Source organism: Mucilaginibacter ximonensis (assembly GCF_042686265.1).
GTDB lineage: Bacteria > Bacteroidota > Bacteroidia > Sphingobacteriales > Sphingobacteriaceae > Mucilaginibacter > Mucilaginibacter ximonensis.
The window spans coordinates 41,868-64,991 of record NZ_JBHUPD010000004.1 but is presented as its reverse complement, the minus strand read 5'-3'; the positions used below and the strand labels follow the sequence as shown (position 1 = coordinate 64,991).

Annotated in this window: 13 protein-coding genes; 10 read left to right on the top strand and 3 right to left on the bottom strand. The window is 45.6% G+C overall.

All coding sequences use genetic code 11. The features are described from left to right. The first annotated feature begins 161 nt into the window (after positions 1–161). From ACFS5N_RS17405 to mgrA, 10 genes are all read left to right on the top strand, one after another. A complete protein-coding gene (locus ACFS5N_RS17405; RefSeq protein ID WP_377188606.1) occupies positions 162–1,526 on the top strand; it encodes an alpha-L-fucosidase in 1,365 nt (454 codons plus the stop codon). A 30-nt stretch (positions 1,527–1,556) separates the two neighbouring features. Next, a complete protein-coding gene (locus ACFS5N_RS17400) occupies positions 1,557–3,218 on the top strand; it encodes a UxaA family hydrolase (RefSeq protein ID WP_377188603.1) in 1,662 nt (553 codons plus the stop codon). Between the two features lie 165 nt (positions 3,219–3,383). Next, positions 3,384–4,088, top strand: coding sequence for a DUF6624 domain-containing protein (locus tag ACFS5N_RS17395; protein ID WP_377188600.1), 705 nt, complete (start codon positions 3,384–3,386; stop codon positions 4,086–4,088). Between the two features lie 458 nt (positions 4,089–4,546). Beyond that, positions 4,547–7,621: a SusC/RagA family TonB-linked outer membrane protein gene (locus ACFS5N_RS17390; RefSeq protein WP_377188597.1), complete on the top strand. Its 3,075-nt coding sequence runs from the start codon at positions 4,547–4,549 to the stop codon at positions 7,619–7,621. A gap of 11 nt (positions 7,622–7,632) precedes the next feature. Next, positions 7,633–9,204, top strand: a complete 1,572-nt coding sequence (locus tag ACFS5N_RS17385; RefSeq protein ID WP_377188594.1) for a RagB/SusD family nutrient uptake outer membrane protein — start codon at positions 7,633–7,635, stop codon at positions 9,202–9,204. A 259-nt stretch (positions 9,205–9,463) separates the two neighbouring features. Next, a complete protein-coding gene (locus ACFS5N_RS17380; RefSeq protein ID WP_377188591.1) occupies positions 9,464–10,816 on the top strand; it encodes a Gfo/Idh/MocA family protein in 1,353 nt (450 codons plus the stop codon). A gap of 22 nt (positions 10,817–10,838) precedes the next feature. Beyond that, a complete protein-coding gene (locus ACFS5N_RS17375; protein ID WP_377188588.1) occupies positions 10,839–12,638 on the top strand; it encodes an alpha-L-fucosidase in 1,800 nt (599 codons plus the stop codon). Beyond that, complete coding sequence (locus ACFS5N_RS17370; protein ID WP_377188585.1) at positions 12,638–13,465, top strand: alpha/beta hydrolase; 828 nt, start codon at positions 12,638–12,640, stop codon at positions 13,463–13,465. Before ACFS5N_RS17375 ends, ACFS5N_RS17370 begins: the two co-directional genes overlap by 1 nt. Positions 13,466–13,536: 71 nt before the next feature. Continuing rightward, positions 13,537–13,983 carry a hypothetical protein gene (locus ACFS5N_RS17365; protein WP_377188582.1) on the top strand — a complete coding sequence of 149 codons (447 nt, stop codon included), beginning with the start codon at positions 13,537–13,539 and terminating at the stop codon, positions 13,981–13,983. Between the two features lie 79 nt (positions 13,984–14,062). Then, positions 14,063–15,052: an L-glyceraldehyde 3-phosphate reductase gene (gene mgrA, locus ACFS5N_RS17360; protein ID WP_377188579.1), complete on the top strand. Its 990-nt coding sequence runs from the start codon at positions 14,063–14,065 to the stop codon at positions 15,050–15,052. Between the two features lie 102 nt (positions 15,053–15,154). Here the strand turns inward: mgrA and ACFS5N_RS17355 are convergent, their stop codons facing one another. The 3 genes from ACFS5N_RS17355 to ACFS5N_RS17345 all read right to left on the bottom strand — a co-directional run bounded on the left by ACFS5N_RS17355 (position 15,155) and on the right by ACFS5N_RS17345 (position 22,871). Beyond that, positions 15,155–17,905 carry a carboxypeptidase-like regulatory domain-containing protein gene (locus ACFS5N_RS17355; RefSeq protein ID WP_377188576.1) on the bottom strand — a complete coding sequence of 917 codons (2,751 nt, stop codon included), beginning with the start codon at positions 17,903–17,905 and terminating at the stop codon, positions 15,155–15,157. A gap of 208 nt (positions 17,906–18,113) precedes the next feature. Beyond that, positions 18,114–21,359, bottom strand: coding sequence for an error-prone DNA polymerase (locus tag ACFS5N_RS17350; protein WP_377188573.1), 3,246 nt, complete (start codon positions 21,357–21,359; stop codon positions 18,114–18,116). Between the two features lie 6 nt (positions 21,360–21,365). Beyond that, the gene (locus ACFS5N_RS17345; protein WP_377188570.1) at positions 21,366–22,871 is read right to left on the bottom strand and encodes a Y-family DNA polymerase; all 1,506 of its coding nucleotides are present in this window, start codon (positions 22,869–22,871) and stop codon (positions 21,366–21,368) included. Positions 22,872–23,124 lie beyond the last annotated feature (253 nt).

The window sequence follows — 23,124 nt, the reverse complement described above, 5'->3', positions numbered from 1 at the left end:
ATATTCTTAATTATTGATATCGTTTGCATAAAATGCCAAAAACGTTGAATAATTAGACAATAACGTAAATTTTTTAACAGCAGTATTGTGCGTTCTTTGAGATAACCGAATTATAAACCAAACCACTACTAACGTGGCCAGATCATCAAACTAAACACACCATGAGAAGATCAAAACTATTACCGGCATTATTAATCGCAATGCTTTGTTTTTCGGCGACGCGTGCGCAGAAAATGATAGGCACAGAAACCGATGCGCAAAAGCAACAGCGCATGGCCTGGTGGACCGATAGCCGTTTCGGCATGTTTATTCATTGGGGCTTGTACTCAGGCGCTGCGCGCCACGAGTGGGTAAAGCATAACGAGGCCCTGAGTAATGAGCAGTATCAAAAATATTTTGACCAGTTTAACCCTGACCTGTTTGACCCAACCAAGTGGGCAAAAGAGGCTAAAGCCGCAGGTATGAAATATGCGGTTTTAACCACCAAGCACCACGAAGGCTTTTGTTTATTCGACTCAAAATATACTGACTATAAAGCGCCCAATACCCTGGCTAAACGCGATTTGGTTAAGGAGTATGTCGACGCTTTCCGCGCTCAGGGTTTAAAAGTTGGGTTTTATTATTCGCTTTTGGATTGGCACCATCCTGATTATGTGATGGATGATATTCATCCGCTGATGCAAAAAGACAAAAGCAAAGAACACTATGCCGAGCTAAACAAAGGCCGCGATATGGCTAAATATCGCCAGTATATGCGCAACCAGATCACTGAATTGCTGACCAAATACGGTAAGATTGACATCCTGTGGTTAGACTTTTCATTCCCGAATAAAAAAGATCCATCGCATGGCAAAGGCGCTGATGATTGGGGCGCTGTTGAGCTGGTTAAACTGATCAGAAAGTTGCAGCCGGGTATTATCATTGATAACCGCCTGAATCTGGAAGAATATAAAGACGGCGCCGATTTTGAAACACCCGAGCAGGTTGGCACCAAAGAACTGGAAAAATACCGTGGCCATACCTGGGAAACCTGCCAGACTTTCTCTGGCTCATGGGGATACTATCGTGATGAGAACACCTGGAAAACACATCGGCAGTTGCTGGATCTGCTAATCACCTCGGTAGCTAATGGTGGTAACTTGATCCTGAATGTCGGTCCGACTGCCCGCGGCGAGTTTGATTACCGTGCTAATAATGCATTGGATAGTTTGTCGTACTGGATGCACGCCAACAACATATCTATTCACAATTGTACCTACGCGCCAAGCAACTTTGCAGTTCCTGAAGGCGACAGGCTTACTTACAATGCAAAAACCAAAAAGCTTTACGTACACTTGTTCAATTATCCGGCTGATGGTGTGCTAACGTTGCCGGGTTATGCTTCCAGGGTTAAATATGTTCAGTTTTTGAATGATCATTCAGAGATTGCCAATAAACCTTCATCAGGCAATAGTGAAGATTTGGTTGTAACTTTGCCGAAAAAGAAACCCCCTTACGAGGTGCCGGTTGTGGAGCTTAGCTTGTAACCCATCGCGTAATAATATACCTTACTGATAATGTCTGTTCAAAAAGAAACTGTTTTAAGAATACATCCGCATGATAATGTGTTAGTTGCGCTGCAAGACCTGCAGGCCGGTACGGTTGTTCCGTTTAATGGCGACAACATTACACTGGTCACCAACGTAGCTGCCAAACATAAGTTTACTATAGGCGATCTGGATACCGGGGCCGAAATTTACATGTATGGCGTGCTGGTGGGCAAAACTAATCAGCCGATAGCCAAAGGTACCGCTATAACCACTGAAAATATACACCACGCTGCCGGCGACTTTAAACTGGGTGAGCGTAAGCTTAACTGGCATAAACCTGAGGTTGATAAGTTTGCACAACGTACTTTTCTGGGGTATCACCGGGCCGACGGTTCGGTAGGTACGGCTAACTACTGGCTGGTGATTCCGCTGGTGTTTTGCGAGAACCGCAATATTATGGTTTTGAAGGATGCTTTGGTTGAGAAACTGGGTTTCCGTAAGGCTAAGACTTATGAGAGCGAGGTAGACAGCCTGATTGATCTGTATAAAACAGGTAGTTCGGTCGAATCTATTTTGAATGCTGATTTGCAAATGAAATCGGCAGAAGACAAACAGACTAAGCTTTTTGAAAATATAGACGGTATCAAGTTCCTGACGCATGATATGGGCTGCGGTGGCACCAAAACCGACTCGGACGCTTTATGCGGGCTGCTGGCCGGTTACATTACCCACCCTAACGTAGCCGGAGCTACCGTTTTAAGTTTGGGATGTCAGCATGCCCAGGCCAGTATCCTGGAAACTGAGATCAAAAAACGCGATCCTAACTTCAGTAAACCGCTTATTATGCTTGAGCAGCAAAAAATAGGCAAGGAGAGCGTATTGATGCAGGAAGCCCTGAAACAAACCTTTGCTGGCTTGATCGAGGCCAACAAAATTGAACGCAAGCCGGCTCCTATCAACAAGATTTGTATAGGCTTGGAATGCGGCGGTTCTGACGGTTTTTCGGGTATATCGGCCAACCCGGCTTTGGGTTATGTGTCTGACGTGCTGGTGAGCCTGGGTGGCAGCGTCATCCTGGCCGAGTTCCCCGAACTTTGTGGCGTAGAGCAGGAGTTGAGCGACCGTTGTGTTGACGTAGACACCGCCCAAAGATTTATGCACCTGATGCGTACCTACAACGCGCGTGCAGAGGCTGATGGTTCGGGCTTTTACGCTAACCCCTCGCCGGGTAATATCCGTGATGGCTTGATAACCGATGCTATCAAGTCGGCCGGTGCAGCTAAAAAAGGTGGTAATTCGCCAGTGACTGCGGTATTAGATTATCCCGAAAAGGTTACCAGGCCCGGTCTTAATTTATTATGCACCCCGGGCAGCGATGTAGAAAGTACCACGGCCGAAGTGGGCTCGGGCGCTAACATTGTATTATTCACTACCGGCCTGGGTACCCCAACCGGCAACCCCATAACGCCGGTAATCAAGCTGTCGACCAATACACGTATTTTTGAGCGTATGCCTGATATTATCGATATTAACTGCGGTACTATTGTTGAAGGCACAGAAACTATTGAGCAAACCGGCGAGCGTATCCTCAATTATGTCATCGACGTGGCCAGCGGTGTGGTGCAGCCCAAGTCGGTACAGTTGGGGCAGGATGATTTTATACCCTGGAAGAGGGGAGTGTCACTTTAAGATAATCTCGCGTCGCGATTCATGAAATAATCTGTATATGATAGGACAAAAGGCTGCCCAACACGGGCAGCCTTTTGTGTATAAAATCGTTACATACTAATCTACGAAATATTCGTAGATTTATATTCAATCAATCAATTATTTCATTACTAACCTTCACATCTTATGAAAAAAATCCTGTTTATAAGCGGTTGTCTGTTTATTAACAGCAGCTTCGCTCAATCAAAAATCAACCTCAAACTAAAAGCGCAGCTTGATACTATTTTACAAACCGACCAGGGCGTACGTGAGTTTTTCGACACAGAAACCAGCGAGAAAAGAAAAGATACACTAGCCTTGATATTGGGCTATCCCAAAGACACACTAAAAAAAATAGGAATGTTTGGCGCTATGTACAGGATAGATCCCGGCAATGTGGCTAAGGTTGAGCACATTATTATGCAATATGGCTACCCAGGTAAGTCGATGGTTGGCGAACCGGCGAACGAGGCTGTTTTTTATGTAATTCAGCACTCTAACAAAATAGAAAAGTATTACCCGCTGATTGAAGAGGCGGGGAAAAAAGGTGAATTGCCGTTTACGGATGTCGCATTGATGCTGGACAGAAAACTTTGCAATGAAAATAAGGAACAGATGTACGGCAGCCAAATCCACTTTATTCAAATTACTGATGCTAAAACCGGTAAAAAAAGAATGTTTGGTTATGTAGTGCCTATTGCCGATGCGTCGAACGTAAACAAACGTCGCGAGGAAGCTGGGTTTAATTTAACCGTTGAGGCCAATGCCCGGCGTTTAGGAGCCGTTTATAAACCTTACACTTATGAGCAAATTGACCTGATTAAACAGGGGAAATTAATGGCAGACGACTAACTGTTAACTGCCAGATAAATTGATGAATAGAATGTGCAAGGACTATCTTTTGCACATTTTTTTTGACCGGCGGCTCATTTTCAGCTGCAAAAACTAAAATTTTATAAACCATTGTGTAAATAGTTTGTTCTTAAACTAAACCTATAGCTCTTTGTAGTTAAATTTTATCCCTAATATTTACTATTGGTTTATTTGTAACTATTTATAACACAGTAGTTTCAGCTTCAATCTGCAATAACCAATATGAATCATACCAATTATAGTAACATCTAAATAGTAATAGTAAATCATGAAAAAAAATAATATCGTCAAGGTAGCGGGAATGCTATTGCCTAAATTTTGGGTTACTGCATGCGCGCGCGAAAACTGCAGGGCTCCTTGAGTACCTCATTACCGCAATTACATTTTGCGGGCCAACAGCATTTTTAGCAAAAACTATAAACACTTAACTAACTATTATGAACAAATATTTAATTTATTCCATCATGTTTATGCTGCTGTCGTTATCGGCAATGGCGCAAAACAAAATAACCGGCACGGTTACCGATGCGAAGGATAACTCGCCGCTGCCGGGCGTGTCTGTGAGCATTAAGGGCGCACAGGGCGGCACACAAACCGACGTAAATGGTAAATATAGCCTTGATGTGGCGGATGCTAACGCTACACTGGTGTTTTCATATATCGGCTATACCAGCAAGGAAGTTGCGTTAGGGGGAAAGACTACACTTGATGTCCAACTGACCGGTGAAGCCAAGGCCGTAGACGAAGTAGTTGTAATTGGTTACGGTACAGCCAAAAGGTCAGACCTTACCGGGGCGGTTTCTACCCTCAAATCTGAGCAAATAATGGATAAGCCGTCGCCTAACCTTACGCAGGCATTGGAGGGTAAAGTTGCAGGTGTTGATGTAAGCGTGAACAGCAGCGCTCCGGGTCAGCCAGCCAAAGTTCGGGTAAGGGGTATAGGTTCCATCAACTCAAATCTCGATCCTATTTATGTTGTCGATGGCGTAGTAGGCGTTGATCCCAATACACTTAACCCAAATGATATAGCTTCAGTAGAAATATTGAAAGACGCGTCATCTACCGCTATATACGGTGTACGCGGCGCCAATGGCGTTATCATGGTAACTACCAAACGCGGCAGATCAGGGCCGGCTCAAATTAGCTATGAGGCTAACGGCAATGTCAGCCAGTTATACAGGCACCTTAAAACCTTAGATGCTAATCAGTTTGTGCAGGTTTATAACGAGGCTTTTGCTAACGGACAAAAATTTGCTACTGATGGTTCTGTACAAACTCCGGCCAAAGCCTTGAATCATGCCAATTTTCCGTTATTGTTTGATGCCAATGACAAACCTCTTTATAATACCAATTGGGAAAAAGAAACTTACAAACCTGCCTTTTCTCAAAGCCATCAATTAAATGTTCAGGGCGGTACAGATAAATCGCTTTACAGCTTATCGCTGGGCTATCTTAATCAAAACGGTTTAGCCCCGACATCTAACTTTAAACGCTACTCTGTTAAAGTCACCATGGATAATGATATCAGGGACTGGCTTAAAGTTGGCGGTAGCGTTAATTTGGTATCGAGCCGCCAGCGCATGGTGACAGATGGTAACGGGGGCCTGAACGTGCCGCGCGACGTGGTTGAAGAGGTGCCTATTTTACCGGTTAGATATCCGGACGGTACTTATGCCAATAACTATGATATTGCCGGCTTAGAAGGTGCGCCAAACCCTATTAATGTGGCCAATAACCGTTACACCATTAACAATACTACCCAAATGTTGGGTGATATATATGCCATTTTCAAGATCACTAAAGACCTGGAATTTAAATCAGACTTTGGTTTTAATTTGAATACGCTCAAAAATAACTTCTATTCATCATTAACCTTACAGCACCTGTCGGCCGACCAGGGCGGTATTGCCAATATCAATGAATATTCAAACTGGTACTGGCAGTCAGAAAACTACCTGACCCGGAACAAGAAGGTAAATGACAGGCAGCATTTTACTGCTTTGCTGGGTTTCTCTTTAAGTGAAAACTCTCAGGAAAGCGTTTATGTTGAAACGCAAAACTTTATTGACGATGCGCTAAGTTTTAATCACCTTAGTTCAGGTTCGGTAAGAAGCGGTGCAGATTCTGGGTTTGGCGACAATAAGTTAAATTCTGTTTACGGTCGTATCAGTTATAATATCGATGAAAAATATTTGTTCACTGCCACCGGGCGTTATGATGGATCATCGCGCTTTGGGATAAATAAGAAATTTTCTTTCTTTCCATCTGCAGGCGCCGCATGGCGCGTGTCGCAGGAAGATTTCCTGAAGGATAGCAAAACTATTTCAAACTTAAAAGTAAGGGCAAGTATAGGTGTAACCGGTAACCAGGAAATTGGTAACTACCGTTCACTACCTCAATACTCGACAGGTACAACCACCTTAAATGGCGCGGCAGCTGTTACCCTGCTACCGGGCTACCTGGGCAATAAAAATTTAGCATGGGAACGTACCACGCAGGTTGATGGAGGCGTAGAATTAGGGTTGCTGAATAACAGGATAAACTTAGAAGCCGACTATTATAATCGTACCACAAAAGACCTGTTGCTACAGACACCGGTACCCTGGACAGCAGGTTATACCACAGCTAACGTTTATCAAAACGTTGGCTCTGTAAGAAACAGTGGTGTTGAGTTAACATTGAATACTGTTAACGTAAGGAGTAAAAACTTTACCTGGAGCACTACTATACTGGCTGCTTACAATAAGAACAAGATCCTGAATCTTAATGATGGTAACGCCGATATTTTTCCGGGGCCTAACTTTTTGGGGCAAAATTATGTACTTAGGGTAGGCCAGCCAATTGGTGCATTTTATGGTATGACCCGTGTGGGTACCTACAGCACCAGCGCTGCTGACGTGGCCGAGGCTGCAAGCCACGGTTTAAAACCGGGCGATCGTAAATATATCTATAATGCAGATGGCAGCCCGTATTATAGTGTGTTAGGTCACGCTAATCCTGATTGGACAGGAACATTCAGCAGTACCATGCGCTATAAGAATTGGGATTTTTCATTTGATATCCGTTTTGTCCAAGGAAATAGCACCGCAGCTAACTTCAAACACTCAAGCGAAGACAGGCAGACCATTGCCAACAGCTTAGCTACGGTATTAAACGCCTGGACGCCCAATAATCAAAACACCTATATCTCGCAAGTGCGTAACTATAAATATGCGCAAGATTCGCATTTTGACAGCTGGTGGGTTGAAGACGGTTCTTTCATCCGCGGACAAAACTTTGTGCTGGGTTATAACTTCCCGTCAGCCATGCTGAAAAAAGCAAGCATCAACCGTTTGCGTATTTATGCCAGCGTACAAAACTTGTTCCTGATCACCAAGTATACCGGTTATGATCCCGAGGTTGATACCTTTAATTCAAGCTTTGGCTCTAACAATGCGTTTTCGCAGGGCCTTGACTTTTTCTCAGTACCTCGTCCGCGTATATGGAACTTGGGTGTACAAGTTGGATTTTAAAACTTAAGCTGATGAGAAAAGAGAGTAAAAAGGACGAAGGGGTTTTAAATCAATATAAACGTATTAACATGAAAAACTTTAAAAATATATTAGTAATTGCGGGCGTGTTGCTTGTATGCTCATGTAAAAAGTTTCTGAATGAAGACCAGAAATCTGCTTACGGAACAGATTCGCAACTTTCAAGCGAAAGGGCAGCACGTGCCCTGGCTAACGGCGCTTACCAAAACCTGACAGGGCTGGTAGCGGGTCAAAACGGCTCGTACGGTGGTAACACCTGGAACCTGATGGAATTTATGACCGGCAAAGCCAATTCAGATCTTGGTCAAACCGGGTTTGTAAATTATCAAACCTTAAATTACAATTCCACATCCTTTTATTTTGACACGTGGTGGCAACAGATGTATCTGGGTGTTGGAGCAGCCAACCTGGCTATACAAAAGATACCCACCATTACCGCTGCCGATTTGAGTGCTACTGAAAAGACCAATTTACTGGCAGAGGCGCGTACCTTGCGTGCCCTGTATTACTTTTACCTGGTGCGTATGTTCGGCGCAGTGCCTGAGATAACTGCTCCGCAAACCGACCTTAATGCTTTAAAGGTTACGCGTACTCCGGCTAAGCAAATTTACGATGACATTATTATCCCCGATTTGTTATTTGCCGAGCAGTCAACCCTGCCGTATAAAGATCCAACAGGTAAAGTTAATATGGCTACGGTAAAAGCGCTTTTGGCCGATGTTTACTTAACCTATGCGGGCGCTGCTATTAACGGAGGACCTTCGGCATATGCTGAATCTGCCAAGCGTTCGCTAGACGTATTGACCAAGGGGGGCTATACCTTGTTCCCTAATTATACCGATATGATCAACCCTGCCAACAAAAATTCAGGCGAGTTTATATTTCAGGTACAGTTTGCGGCGTCAATACCGGCAACAAACCCGTTAACATCACTTACTATCCCTAATTATTCGGGTATATCTAAGTATGCTGATGAATATGGCTCGGTGTATCCTACACCGCAGTTTATCGCTTCATATCCGGCAGGAGACAAGCGGGTTCAGGAAAAACAGTTCTTCTTTACCAGCTACCCAAGCATCACTACGCATGATACGGTGTATTTTAAAAATCATTATATCTACAAATGGTTTGATGTAAATGCCGTTACCACCACCGCTAAATCAGACCTTAACTATACCATTTACCGTTTGGCTGATGTGATGCTGATGTATGCAGAAGCATCAAACGAAGCTGAAGGCGGACCAAATGCAGCCGCTATAGGCTATGTTAACCAAATCAGAGCGCGGGCTAACCTGGCGCCTATCGGTGCGCTTGGCAAAGATGCCTTTGAGCAGGAAGTATGGTCTGAACGTTATTGGGAACTATGCTTTGAAAACAAAATGTGGTTTGATATGGTGCGTACCCGCAAAGTACGCAACGATGTTACCGGTATCTTTGACAATTTCGTAGGGCACAAAACTGTATTCGGTGCAACATTTACCGAAAAGCAATTGCTGTTCCCGCTGCCTAAGCAGGAAACCGACGTTAACCCTAAATTATTGCCAAATAACCCGGGTTTTAATTGATCAAATAATATTTGAATGCAAAGAGGCCACCTTAAACAAGGTGGCCTCTTTTGTTTTTTGTAATTCATGTAGCTATTACAAAATTTAAAGCCGGTGCATTTTTGTATCGATTAGCTTTTTCCAACTCAACTACCCGCTTAATCAACCACCACCTAACCAAATTATTACAAAACTCTCATCCATTTTTTGCCCACTGTATGCGATAAATTGTAAATTAGTATCCTCACACCAAACAATAAACCACCATATTCCAATCACCATGGAAAAAAGAAGAGATTTTATCAGGAAGGCAGCTATCGCTACCGGCGGCCTTGCATTGAGCAGCCATACTTTTGGCTTTACCAAAAGCAGTTACAAACGCATTATTGGCGCTAACGACCGTATTCATGTAGCCATAGTGGGCCTTAACGGCCGCGGGGGCAGTATGTGTACCACATTTGCCAAACAGCCAAATTGTTTAGTGCAAATGGTTTGCGACGTCGACTCACGTACCATCCCCAAAGTTCAGAAACGGGTGGCTGATGCCAGTAAAGGCGATGCCCCAAAAGGTGAAGGTGATGTACGTAGGCTGCTGCAAAATAAAGATCTTGATGCCATTTATATAGCAACCCCCGACCACTGGCACGCACCCCTGACCATTATGGGTGTACAGGCCGGTAAACACGTTTACGTGGAAAAGCCCTTAAGCCACAACCCGCACGAAGGTGAGCTGGCTGTAGAGGCCGCACGTAAATACAATAAAGTGGTACAGATGGGTGCTCAGCGCCGCTCGTCGCCGCTGGCTATACAGTGTGTGCAGGAGTTGCATGACGGTATTATCGGTCGTGTTGGTTTTGCCAAGGCCTGGTATACTAATAACCGTAAACCACTGTATTTAAAACCAGCGCCTGTACCAGATTGGTTAAACTACGAGTTGTGGCAGGGCCCGGCCCCGCGCCAGCCTTATCAGGACGGTTTGATTCACTATAACTGGCACTGGAAATGGATATATGGCACTGGCGAAGCCTTGAACAACGGTACACATGAGGTCGATCTGGCGCGTTGGGGTTTAGGTGTTGACCTGCCAACCCGTGTATCGTCAATGGGTGGCCGCTACCAATACCAGGACGCCTGGGAAACTCCGGACACACAAATTGTAACGTTGGAATATCCCGGCCGGGTGATGCTGATGTGGGAGAACCGCAGCTCGAACGGTAAAAAAATTGAAGGGCAGGAGCGCGGTGTTATTTTTTATGGCGATAAAGGAAGTATTAACACCGATGGTGAAGAATATCAGGTATATGACCTTGATGGCAAGCTGATTAAAGAGGTTAAAAAACAAGGTCCGGTTGAGGATGCCTCTATTCAGGGCCGTAATACAGCCAGCCCAAGCCTGGGTATGGACAGTATGCACGTAGCCAACTTTTTAGAAGCTATTCGCGATAACAAAAAACCAAGCTGCGATGTGGAGCTGGGTTATAAGAGCGTGGTAGCCATGCAATTGGGTAATATTTCATGGAGAGTGGGTCGCGATTTGCATCTCGACCCTAAAAATGCGCATATCCAGAATGATGCTGAAGCGCAGAAGTTATGGAGCCGCACCTATCAGCCGGGCTGGGCGCCAAAAGTTTAAATTGTAAACAATTGTTATCATAATGAGAAAATATACTTTGGGCAGCGCTTTGTTAAGCGTTGCCTTACTGCTAAATACAGGGGTGGTTAATGCCGGTCCAGGCAAGCCATCGCCAAAAAAAATTATGAACAAACATGCTTTGGTAGTAACCAACCGCATGGAATGGTGGAATAAGGCCCGTTTCGGCATGTTTATACATTGGGGTGTATACAGCGTACCTGCAGGTGTTTATGAGGGTAAAAAATATCCCGGCCTGGGCGAGTGGCTGATGCACGATGCCAAAATACCGGTAGATACTTACCAGGCTTATGCTAAAGATTTTAATCCCACAAAATACAACCCTGAGCAGTGGGTATTGATGGCTAAGGATGCCGGTGTAAAGTATATTGTGATTACTACCAAACACCATGACGGTTTTGCCATGTTTGACTCGAAAGCCAGCGACTGGAACATTGTTAAACGGACCCCATATGGTAAAGACGTAATCAAGATGCTGGCTGATGCTTGCCGTAAATACGGCATGAAGCTGGGCTTCTACTACTCGCAGGCTAACGACTGGAACAACCCGGGCGGTGCCGCAGCCGGTGGCCATTGGGATAAAAAGCAGGATGGTAGCTTTGATGAGTATCTGGATAAAGTAGCTATTCCTCAAATTAAGGAAATTCTGAACAACTATGGTGACGTGGCAGAGCTTTGGTGGGACGTACCTACCGATATGACCAAAGAGCGCGCTGCTAAAATTACGCCGCTGCTGGCTGCTCACCCTGAGATTGTGACCAATAACCGCTTAGGCGGCGGCGTACAGGGCGACCTGGAAACACCTGAGCAATACATACCGGCAACAGGGATACCGGGCCGTAACTGGGAAACCTGTATGACTATGAATGATACCTGGGGCTATAAAACCTACGACGACCACTGGAAATCAAGCCAGACCCTGATTCGTAATTTGGTGGATATAGCCTCAAAAGGCGGCAATTATCTGCTGAATATTGGTCCAAAACCAACCGGCGAAGTTCCTGAGCCTATTGTTGACCGCATGAAAGACATAGGCGCCTGGATGAAGGTAAACAGCGAGGCTATTTATGCTACTACGGCAAGTCCGTTCCGCAAATTAACCTGGGGCAGATGCACCACCAAAGAGACGCCTGACGGTACTACTGCGCTATACCTGAGTGTATTTGACTGGCCTGCAAATGGTCAGTTGTCAGTACCTGGCTTAAAGAATGCAGCTAAATCGGCAACATTGCTGGCAAATGGTACCGCTTTAAAATTTAAAAAAGTGGCCGATGGTTTGTCTGTCGATGTCCCTGCAAACGCACCGGATGCGAACGCGACGGTGATTAAACTCATTATTAAAGGAAAGCCTGACGTAGAAACCATTATCCCGTCGGCCAGTGCTGATGGCTCGTTTGTGCTAAGCCCTGAAGATGCCGATTTGAAGGGCGGCGTACAGTCAGAACATAGTCCCTCAAACCTGGGTTACTGGACCAATCCAAAAGCAACCGCATCCTGGCAAATAAAGATCACCAAGCCGGGTACTTACACAATTAAAGCCCCTGTTGCCGCTATTGGCGAGGGTAATGCATTTAATATCACTGTCGGCGGCCAAACCGTAAAAGCCGTTGTAAAAGCTACCGGTAACGATGGGAAATATTTAATAAATAACCTGGGTTACGTTAATATTGACAGGGCCGGTATAACAACCATTACCATAACCCCTGTTGCCGAAAACTGGCAGCATATTAACCTGCGTGCTATTAGTTTTGACTACAAGGGAAATGCCGGAACCAGCGGAGGTTTCACCATAAAACAACAATAATGAAGAAAAACATATTCCTGGTAGCATACCTGTTATTTGCGGTAAGCTTTGCCAAAGCGGCAAAAGTTGACACGGTAGAGACCTACAGCGATGCAATGCATAAAAAAATTAAAGCTTTGGTTATCACCCCGGCCGATTATGAGCAGGGCAAACAGTTCCCGGTGGTATACCTGCTGCACGGCGCGGGTGGTAATTACAAACAGTTTTATGAATTGAACCATGCCATTGCCGACTGGGCCGACTATTATCACCTGATGATTGTTTGTGCCGATGGCGGCGTAACCAGCTGGTATTTTGACAGCCCGGTTGATCCGGCTTTTAAATACGAAACATATGTTACTAAAGAGCTGGTAGGTTATATCGATAAAAACTATAAAACCATCAAAAACAAAACCGGGCGTGCTATATCAGGCCTGAGCATGGGTGGCCATGGTGCTTTTTACCTGGCTATACGCCATCAGGATATTTTTGGCGCTGTGGGCAGTATGAGCGGTGGGGTGGATATCCGCCCTTTTCCTAATAACTGGGATATGGCTAAACGCCTGGGTCCGTACGATCAAAACCCGGATAATTGGGAGAAGAACACCGTTACCAATATGTTATACCTGATTAAACCAAACTCGTTGGCTATAACTTTTGATTGCGGTACCGACGATTTCTTTTACAAAGTAAACTGCATATTGCACGACAAAATGGTAGAACGTAACATTGCGCACGATTTTACCTCGCGCCCTGGCGCGCATACCTCGCAGTATTGGGCAAACTCGGTGCTGTATCATTTAATGTTTTTTAATACTTATTTTAAGAAGAACGCGCCGAAGGCGTAGATATATCCAGAGTTACGAAGTTTAAGAAACTTCGTAACTCTTTCTTGCTGTAAACCTATCACAATCAAAATATGAAGAAATTATTAATGCTGGCATTAGCCATTTCATTTTTTTGCCAAAGTTGCATTCAAAATAAAACGCAAGCCAACAATGGTGATGACAAAACTCAAGCTGAAAGCAAACTTAATAAGTACAAATTAACTATTGTAGGAGATAAATTTGACGACTCTGCAAAGAAGTTCATTCCAGCGGATTCTGTTGATAGTATTCGGGCAGAAAATGATACGGTGGCTTATTTAACTGCGTTGAAAACGTTTTATAATCAGAAGATAGAAGAAAGAAAGAAATTCAATTTTGGCCAACCAAAATCTTTTTCGATAGTTGATACTAAAGGAATAGATTTGACAATTAAATTATCAGACAAAGTTGTAAACGGATTAAAAAATCAGGTAATGAGCCAGCCCGATGTACAACAAATGCTGGAGGCTTATCAACGAGACAGCACAGCCACAAATTAGCAGCGACTAATGCTGTTTGGCTAATAAAATTAAACATCGCGAAGCAAACAAATAACAATATACAATACATCACAAATACATGTCTTACCAACCATCACCAACACGTTATCAAAACATGCCTTACAAGCACAGTGGCAAAAGCGGCTTAAAGCTGCCGGCTGTGTCATTGGGGCTATGGCAAAATTTTGGCTATTATGACCGGCTTGAAAACTGTCGCAATATCCTGAAAACTGCTTTTGATAACGGCGTAACACACTTTGATTTAGCCAATAATTATGGCCCGCCGCCGGGAACTGCCGAGGAACAATTTGGCCAGATATTACATACTGATTTTCGCGACCATCGCGACGAACTGATCATCTCGTCAAAAGCCGGCTATACCATGTGGGACGGCCCTTACGGCGACTGGGGTACCAAAAAATACCTGGTATCAAGCCTTGACCAAAGCCTTAAACGCATGAAGCTGGACTACGTGGATATTTTCTACCACCATCGCCCAGACCCGGAAACACCGTTGGAAGAAACTATGGCAGCGTTAGACCTGATCGTTCGTCAGGGCAAAGCTTTGTATGTGGGTATATCAAACTATAAAGCACCTGAGGCTAAGCAGGCCATCACGATGCTAAAACAAATGGGTACGCCTATCATCATCCACCAACCCAAATACTCTATGTTCGAGCGCTGGGTTGAAGGTGGTTTGCTCGATGTTTTGGAAGAAGAGGGCATAGGCTGTATCCCATTCTCGCCACTAGCACAAGGTTTATTAACCGACAAATACTTGAACGGTATCCCTGCCGACTCGCGCGCGCTGAAAGTGGGCGACTCGCTTACAGAAAGTAGTATTACGCCTGAAAGAGTAGAAAAGGCTAAAAAACTGAATGATCTGGCAAAGCAACGGGGACAAAAACTGGCGCACATGGCCCTGGCCTGGGTATTGAAAGACCCGCGTATTACCTCGGTACTTATTGGCGCCAGCAAACCTGAGCAGATGCTTGACTCGTTGAAATGCCTGGACAATACCAAATTCAGCGATGAAGAACTTAGGATAATTGACGATATTCTTAAATAGTACCCCGCTATCGAGGTGCAAAATAAATAAGGCCCCGGGCATCGCGCCCGCGGCCTTTTAGGTTTATAATTATGATCTAGTAAAGGCGTTGTTTGTTATTCGTCATTGTACGGTATATCTGTAAACTTTACGGGCAAGCTGTCCGTCGGCATTAATGCCTTCAATCGTTACTCTGAAAGTGCCGGTCTGGTCGCTGTTAAAATAGCCAATAGTGGTGTGGCCCGCCGCACCTGTCAACACCGCCGGATTCCAATATACGGTGCTTCGCAGGTCGGCAACGGTTGGGCCGTTTTGTGGCACATCATATTTAGGCGAGTAAAACACCCGGGTTAAATCATATCCCTTGGGGGCGTAATCAATAGTTCCATCGCTCTTTTGGTATCTGTAGTTACCGTTCTTAGTGAAAATGGCTAGTACAGGCGGAGGGCCATGTCTGTACTGGCCTGAGTACATGCCCAGCAGTTTCATTTGTATAGCAGGGCTTTCATGCACCATATAAATTTTACTGATATTGGTCACGCTGTCTGTCAGCAGATCCTGATATTGTTCGGGTGTTACGCGCATGGCATCAATTAAAACCACATAGCGCTCGTTTTGATAGGTCGGTATCCAAAGCATGCCGTAGGTTTGATCCATTACCTGATTAAACCGCACGCGGCTATGATACATCTCCTCAAGGCATTCGCGTAATGAGCTGCAGGGCTGGCGGCTATCCGGACGGTATACCTCGTCGGCCTGGTTTTCATTGATATTGGCAGTACCGAAACGCGCTTTTGCGGCACGAATCCTAACTTCTTTTAACTGCTGTACACGGCTGATAAGCCCGTGGCTGGTAAGGTCCTGATCTTGCTTCAAATCGTTATCAATGGTAGCTTTTGTTTGTTGGAGGATGTCAGGGTTAAGGTCGCCAATATTGGGGTTTGGGGTAACTTTGGCCATTTCATAATCATTCAATTTAATAATAACCCGGCCCTTGCCGCTGGCTTTGGCACCCTGAATAGTAAACTGTGCGCCTTCGGTAAACAGTATTCTCCTGAATTTAAACCGGCCGTTTTGGTCGGCAACCGTGTCCCGGAAAAAGCCGGTTTTGTTATTAAGCAGGGCTACCCTAGCGTAAGGTATTGGCTTTTTATTGTAGCCCATAATTACACCGCTTATTTCAGTTCCCAGTTTCTCCGGGGTATAATAAGGGGCAGCGATATTGCCCGACAATATGTTTTTCCACTCAAACCTGCGATAACCCTGTGTAAGCATTAATATGTCCAGGTTTTCGCGTGTCTGGTCGTTCTGGTTGGTAAAATAGTAATTGGGTTTCTCGATGTATCCTTTAATATCTGAACTGAGTAAAAGCTGCGAGAAGATGGAGTTCTCATTTACTTCGTCAGACGGAACGGCCGTCTCGCTGATCACCGACACGGAGAAATTACCACCCGTTGCATTACCTGCGGCATCTTTTGCATCAATATTTAGCCTGACTTTTTCGCGACGCGAATATATTTTTTTATCGCTGCTGATGCCGACGTTGATATTGTCTTCATTTTGTATAAAAACAATACGCTCATTCAATGGCTGTGCATCCGCATTAAACAAAGTAAACTGCATGATGCCTGATGGTACCTCCCTGGTAGGAAAATACAGCAGAGCGTAGGTTTTATTGACAGGCACGGTGCTTGAAAAATATACCTTACCATTTGATTGCCCAACCAAACTCAAACTACCACCATTGTGCGCACCCGCCGACACGCCGACTTTAACCAATACCGAGTCGCGCTTCGATGTCTGGAAAACCGATAGTGTATAACCGTTGGGTTGTACCTGGGGCAAATTAATTGTATTTGATGAGCCGTCTGGGTAGGTTACTTTTGCTGCATAGGTTTTACTGGCTTCGGGCGTCAACGTAAAATACCCCATGCCTAAGTGTTTGGTTTCCAGTTTAGCTACTTCTGTACCGGCGTTGTCAGTAACAACGCCGCTAATGCCGGCGCCCAAGCCGTTAGGTGCGGTGGCTTTAAAGGCCACACGGCTTTTTAAACCTGCCACCAGGTTGCCGCCTTCAGGGAAAAACTGCACATCGGTTTGGTTGGATGCTGTTTTTATAGGGAAGTTTTTAGCAACTACATTTGCTCCTTGTACAATGATCTTGGTATTTAAATAGCTTTGCAAAAGCTCATTAGGCTTGTTGTTGGGCAAGTTTATACTTAGCTCGCCGGCAGCGTTAGTCTTGCCTCCGCCCGATGAAATAACATCCCAGCTTTTACGAAGCAGGTAGCTTACCTGTTTGTCTGCCAGGGGTTGCCCGTTTTGGTCGGTATATTTCAGTACTGCTTTAATCTTTACCTTATTGCCATCTTGGGTATATATATAGTCAATTTTTGCAAATACGGTATTGGCTATAGAATTGCCCACGCTAAACGTACGGTCATAAAAATATTCGGGGCCGGCATTGCGCATCCATTGGGTATAGGCCCTAATGCGATAATTACCCTCATGCACCAGGTCATCATCTAAAATAAAATTGCCCACCGCCATACCTGTAGTAATGGGTAACTTAAGCTGTTTGGTGAGCGAATCGCCCTCGCTGATCAGGTCAACATATAAGGCGCCACTGATAGCAGAAAGCTGATGCCTGGATCCGGTAGTTACATAAGCTTTAAACCAAATGGTATCGCCCACCAAATAGTAAGGTTTATCGGTTTGCAGGTATACTTTTTCCTGCGGATTGGTGTCTGCCCATTTTTGCAGTGCCGCAACAATACGGTCTACCGGATCATCGTCTTTATTAATGAAGCTTAGCGTTAGCCCAATCAGGCCAACCAGCAGCAGCGAGATAGTTAGTTTACGTTTGTTTTTCATATCGGCAAAAAATAGGGGTAAGTAGTTTTTTAGCGCAGATGCAAGCGATTTTGCTACAATTGTAAAATGCTGACGTCTTGATAAATAGGCTGCCCGATTATTGGTACAACTAATTTAAACAACTTGTTTGCTTTGTAGCAATAGTTACTTTCTAAAAATGACTTTTAAGTCATTTTTAGAAACGTGTAATTTTATGGCGATGAAGGGCTTATTTGAAATTTCGCCCTTTATGAAAAGGCTCATTTTGCCAATTGCGTTTACTGTCAACAGGAGCCGGGGATGTGGTTTCGTCGCTGCGCGATAAGGTTAACACCGGGACATTTTCGTCATGAAGTTTGGTGATCGAGCTTAAAAGCTTATTCAGATTATGGCAGCGCTTTACAATAACATGCACCACCTGACCTTCAATTTGTACCTTACCCTCAACCATCAATAAGCGGGCCTGCAGTATCTCTCGTCGAAAGGTAGCAAAGGCTTTTTCCCAAACTACCAGGTTAGAGAAACCGGTTTCATCCTCAATGGTAATAAATACAATGCCCTTTGCCGTACCTGGGCGCTGGCGTACGGTGATTAGTCCGGCAACTTTTACCGGGGCGCCGTCCTTAAGTTCAGATAGTTTACCATTAGGTGTTACATGCAGCAAATCAAGCTCACGGCGCACAAAACTTACCGGGTGCGCTTTCAACGATAGGCCGGTAACCGCATAATCCTGCACCACATGCTCGCCCTGCGACATAAATGGCAGACTGATCTGGCCCTCCGTTGCGCTTTCAGATTTCTGGCCGGCAAAAAGTCCGATAGGTTTATCACTCAAAGCCGGCACTTCCCAAAGCGCCTGACGCCGGTCGAGGTTCATGGAACGGAAGGCATCGGCATCTGTTAATCGTTCAATAGCAAATTGCGGCACGCCGGCGTCGCTCAGCTGATGGATGCTGGTATAGCCCGGACCGCGGGCAGCAATGAGTTTCTCCATATCCTCTCTGTTTAAACCTTTTACCTGCCTGAAACCCAGGCGTAATGCCCGGTATTTGCCATCCTTTTCTTCAAGCGTGTTATCCCACATAGAAAGGTTAACATCTACCGACTTAACCACGACGCCATGTTTTTCGGCATCAATAACAATCTGTGCAGGTTGATAAAAGCCCATGGGCTGACTGTTGAGCAATGATGCCGCAAAAACATCTGGATAAAAACATTTGAGCCATGAAGAAATGTAAACCAAATGCGCAAAGCTGGCCGCATGGCTTTCAGGGAAACCATAGCTACCAAAGCCTTCGAGCTGTTTGAAGATGCGCTCAGCGTATTTAAGTTCATATCCTTTTGCCAGCATGCCTTTGATCAATTTTTCCCTGAACTTTTTTACCTCGCCAATTTTTGCTTTAAATGAAGCCATACTGCGGCGAAGTTGGTCGGCCTCGGCAGCGCTAAACCCAGCGGCTACCATGGCTATTTCCATAGCTTGTTCCTGGAACAGGGGGACGCCTTTGGTTCGGCTTAAAACTGGTATAAGCTCATCATTAGGGTATTCTTCATCTTCAATGCCATCGCGTCTACGCAGGTAAGGGTGTACCATATCTCCCTGGATAGGGCCGGGACGTACAATGGCCACTTCAATTACCAGATCATAAAACTTTTGAGGTTTTAACCGAGGTAACATAGACATTTGCGCACGGCTTTCGATTTGAAAAACGCCCAAGGTATCCGCATTGCAGATCATATCATAAACTTCGGGTAGTTCTTCAGGAACGTTTGCTAGGGTGTAAGTTTCGTTATAATGCAATTCAATCAAATCAAAAGCTTTGCGGATGCAGGTTAACATGCCCAGGGCCAAAACATCTACCTTTAAAATCCCGAGGTCTTCCAGGTCATCCTTGTCCCATTCCAGTTGAGTGCGATCCTCCATTCGGGCATTCATTACTGGGCAAATATCTGACAGCTTACACTGCGTAATCACAAAGCCGCCTGAATGCTGCCCCAATTGCCGCGGGAAACCCATCATCAGTTGGGTAAGCTCCAATACTTTTTTTAACTGCAGGTCGTCTGGATTGAGGCCTTGCGAGATAATACGCTCGCGGTCCAATCCTTCTTCTGAAAAACTCCAGATAGCGCCGCCCAGTCTTTTAATGGTATCTTCAGACAGGCCCATGGCTTTACCTACGTCGCGGATAGCGCCTTTGTGTCTTTGCTGAGTTACTGTGGCTACGATGGCTGCATGCTCGCGTCCGTAGGTGTTGTAGATCCACTGCATAATTTCCTCCCTGCGCTCATGCTCAAAGTCTACATCCACATCGGGCCATTCATCCCGGGCGTCTGACATGAACCGGGAAAACAGCAGATTTGATTTTTCAGGATTTACAGGTGTAATGCCCAGGCAATAACAAACGGCACAGTTAGCCGCCGAGCCACGACCCTGATGCAATATCTTTAAATCTTTGGCTTTGTTCACATACTCGTATATCCGCAGAAAATACGGAGCAAGCTTGCGCTTTTTAAAGAAAGCCAGTTCGGTATGAAGTTGTGCGCACAATTTACCCGATATACCTTGGGGAAAGAATATTTTAACACCCTTCCACGTATGCTCAGCCAAATGCTCGTCAGCCGTGCGCCCATCGGGGCTTTTCCATTCAGGCTCCAGGTATTTCAGGGTGTCTAATGAAAAAGTGCAGGCTTCGGCAATGTCAATAGTGCGGTGAATGGCTTCAGGATACTGGCGAAACAGGCGCTCTAATTCATCCAGCGGCTTTAAATACCGTTCGGCATTGGCATGCAGCTTAAAGCCCGCCGTAGTGATGGTGCATTTTTCTCGCACGCAGGTTTGCACATCCTGCAACTGCCGGCGCTCGGCCGAGTGATAGTGAACATCATTGGTAGCCACCATAGGCACTTCTAATTTTGAGAGGCGATAAAAGCGTTTATCATCACTGCCTAAGTAGGAGCGGGTGGCGCTTATATAAAGCTTGTCAGCAAATTGGGTATGGTATTCGTGCAGGCAATCTTTAAAATAATCATCAAAATCAAAACGGGCATTCAATTGGTTTGGCGCTATCGCGATAAAGATGATACCTTCCTTATGCTCATAAACATCTTGTTTGTACAGCTCGCATTTGCCTTTCTCTGTCCGCAGGTTGCCTTTGGTAAGCAGGGCACATAAGCGTCCCCAGGCTTCAATATCCGTAGGGTAGGCCAGCAGGCCCGTTCCGTCCACCAGTTCCAGCCGGCAAGCGGGGATGATCTTAAAGGCTTCGTAGCGTTTAATTTTTGCAGGATCGGTTTCCTCAGCTATAAGTTTTTTTATACGCATATGCCCGCGCACCACGCCCGCTACACTATTGCAGTCGGTTATAGCAATTTTGGTATAGCCCAGCTCAATTGCGCGTTCAACTAATTCGGCTGGGTGCGAGCCGCCCAGCATGAAGGTGAAATTGGTAGTGACCTGTAATTCTGCGTACTCCATAGCTTCTTAAGCAAAAAATCCGTGAATGTACCACTCGGGTTTGTTCTCTGCATCGTGGTGTCCTGAGCGGAATAACCAGTACCGCCGGCCTTTCTCATCTTCAACTATGTAATAGTCACGGTGCGGTACGTCTTTCAGCCACCATTCGGGTTCAATACGCTCGGCATCGTTGGCTTTTTTAACATTGTGGCGCTCACCTTTGTAAATGAACCACATGGGTGGGTTATCGGGCGTTAAAAAGGCTGCCTCAATGCGCTCAGGATGATTTAATAGCAGCGATGGCCTTGGCCTGTCCATGCGCCAGGTGGTGGTGGCCCTGTCCTTAAGCGACATAGCCAGTTTAACCGAATGCTCGGGCCAGTAACGCTCCTGCGGCAGGTAGCGGTGTATATTGCCCGCGCCGATCTTGTTGGCCAGGCGGTCCAGTAATTCGGCCAGGCTGGTATCTTCCAATCCGCAGCTATCGGCTCCCCAAAGTATTTCCTGTTCGGGGTCGGCATCTTCAACTTTAGGGGCTTCGAGTGTAAAAAGTTCAATGCCCAGTCGTGGCTCTATACTGGTTATCTGCAGCTCAAATAATTTAAACAGATGGTCGACATAATAGGAAGGCTGATTAGTGCCAATGCTTTTTTGGATCACCTCGCCATCTACTCTATAACACTTTAAAACCGCCGTACGGACACCTTTACTTTCACCTTCCAGGCGCTTACAAAGTCTTTCCAGTAATTTTTGAATGGCAATCTGGATTCCCGTGGCCGTACGTATGGGTTCCAGGCAGGGTAGTCGCTCCGTATAAGGTTCAATCGGTTGGATCAGTTCTAACGGCTCGTCCTCATTACCCAAAGCCTGATCAAGCCGGGTTAAAAACTCCTGTCCAAAACGTCGCCTCAAAACCGACCGGCCCAAACCAATAAAACTTTTAATTTGGTAAAAGCCCAGTTTTTGCAGGCGATCTTGTATGATAGGGTCCAGTCGCAAAGCAGCGGGGGGGAGCGATAATAAAGCATTCAACTGCCCGTCGGGCTCAATAATGGGTTTAGCTTTGGCAAACCGGGCCACGCCCCAGGCGGTGCCGACGGTATCGGCCATGGCCCCACGTACATCATAGCCCTTACTGCGCAACCGGGTGACGATATCCTTAAGATACTCGCGCTCGCCGCCCCATAAGTGGGCGCAGCCGGTAATGTCAAGCAATAGGCCGTTGGGCATATCAATGGCAATCATGGGGGTGTAGCGGATGCACCACTCGCCCAGGGCCTTAAGTAATTTATAATCTTGCCCCGGGATATCGTCAATCACTTCCAGGTCGGGGATGATGGCCCGGGCATCGGCGGCAGCCATGCCAACGGTAATGCCCTGCTGCTCGGCCAGCAGGTTGGCCGCAGTAATGGTATTTCGCCCGCGGACAGGCGTCGTCAAAATAAAAGGCACGTCTTTCAGTTCCTCCCGACGCAGGGTAAACCAGTCGGTGGTTAAGTGGCGGAACCATAAAGAAATAAAGCGCCTGTTCATTGTATAATCTGTCTTTATTGGCTGTCATGCTGAGGCACTCGAAGCGTGAGGGCGGTGGTCGAATGAATGCTTTTAATTCCCAACGCGTGCCCTTCGACAGGCTCAGGGTGACAGCCCCCTTTTTTGATTTGTCATTCTGAGCGAGAGCGAAGGATCTTATACGCTTTACCTGTCATTCGTATAAGATCCTTCACTACGTTCAGGATGACAAGGCGGTGATTTTAATTTTATAGCGATGGGTTTTAAACCTATC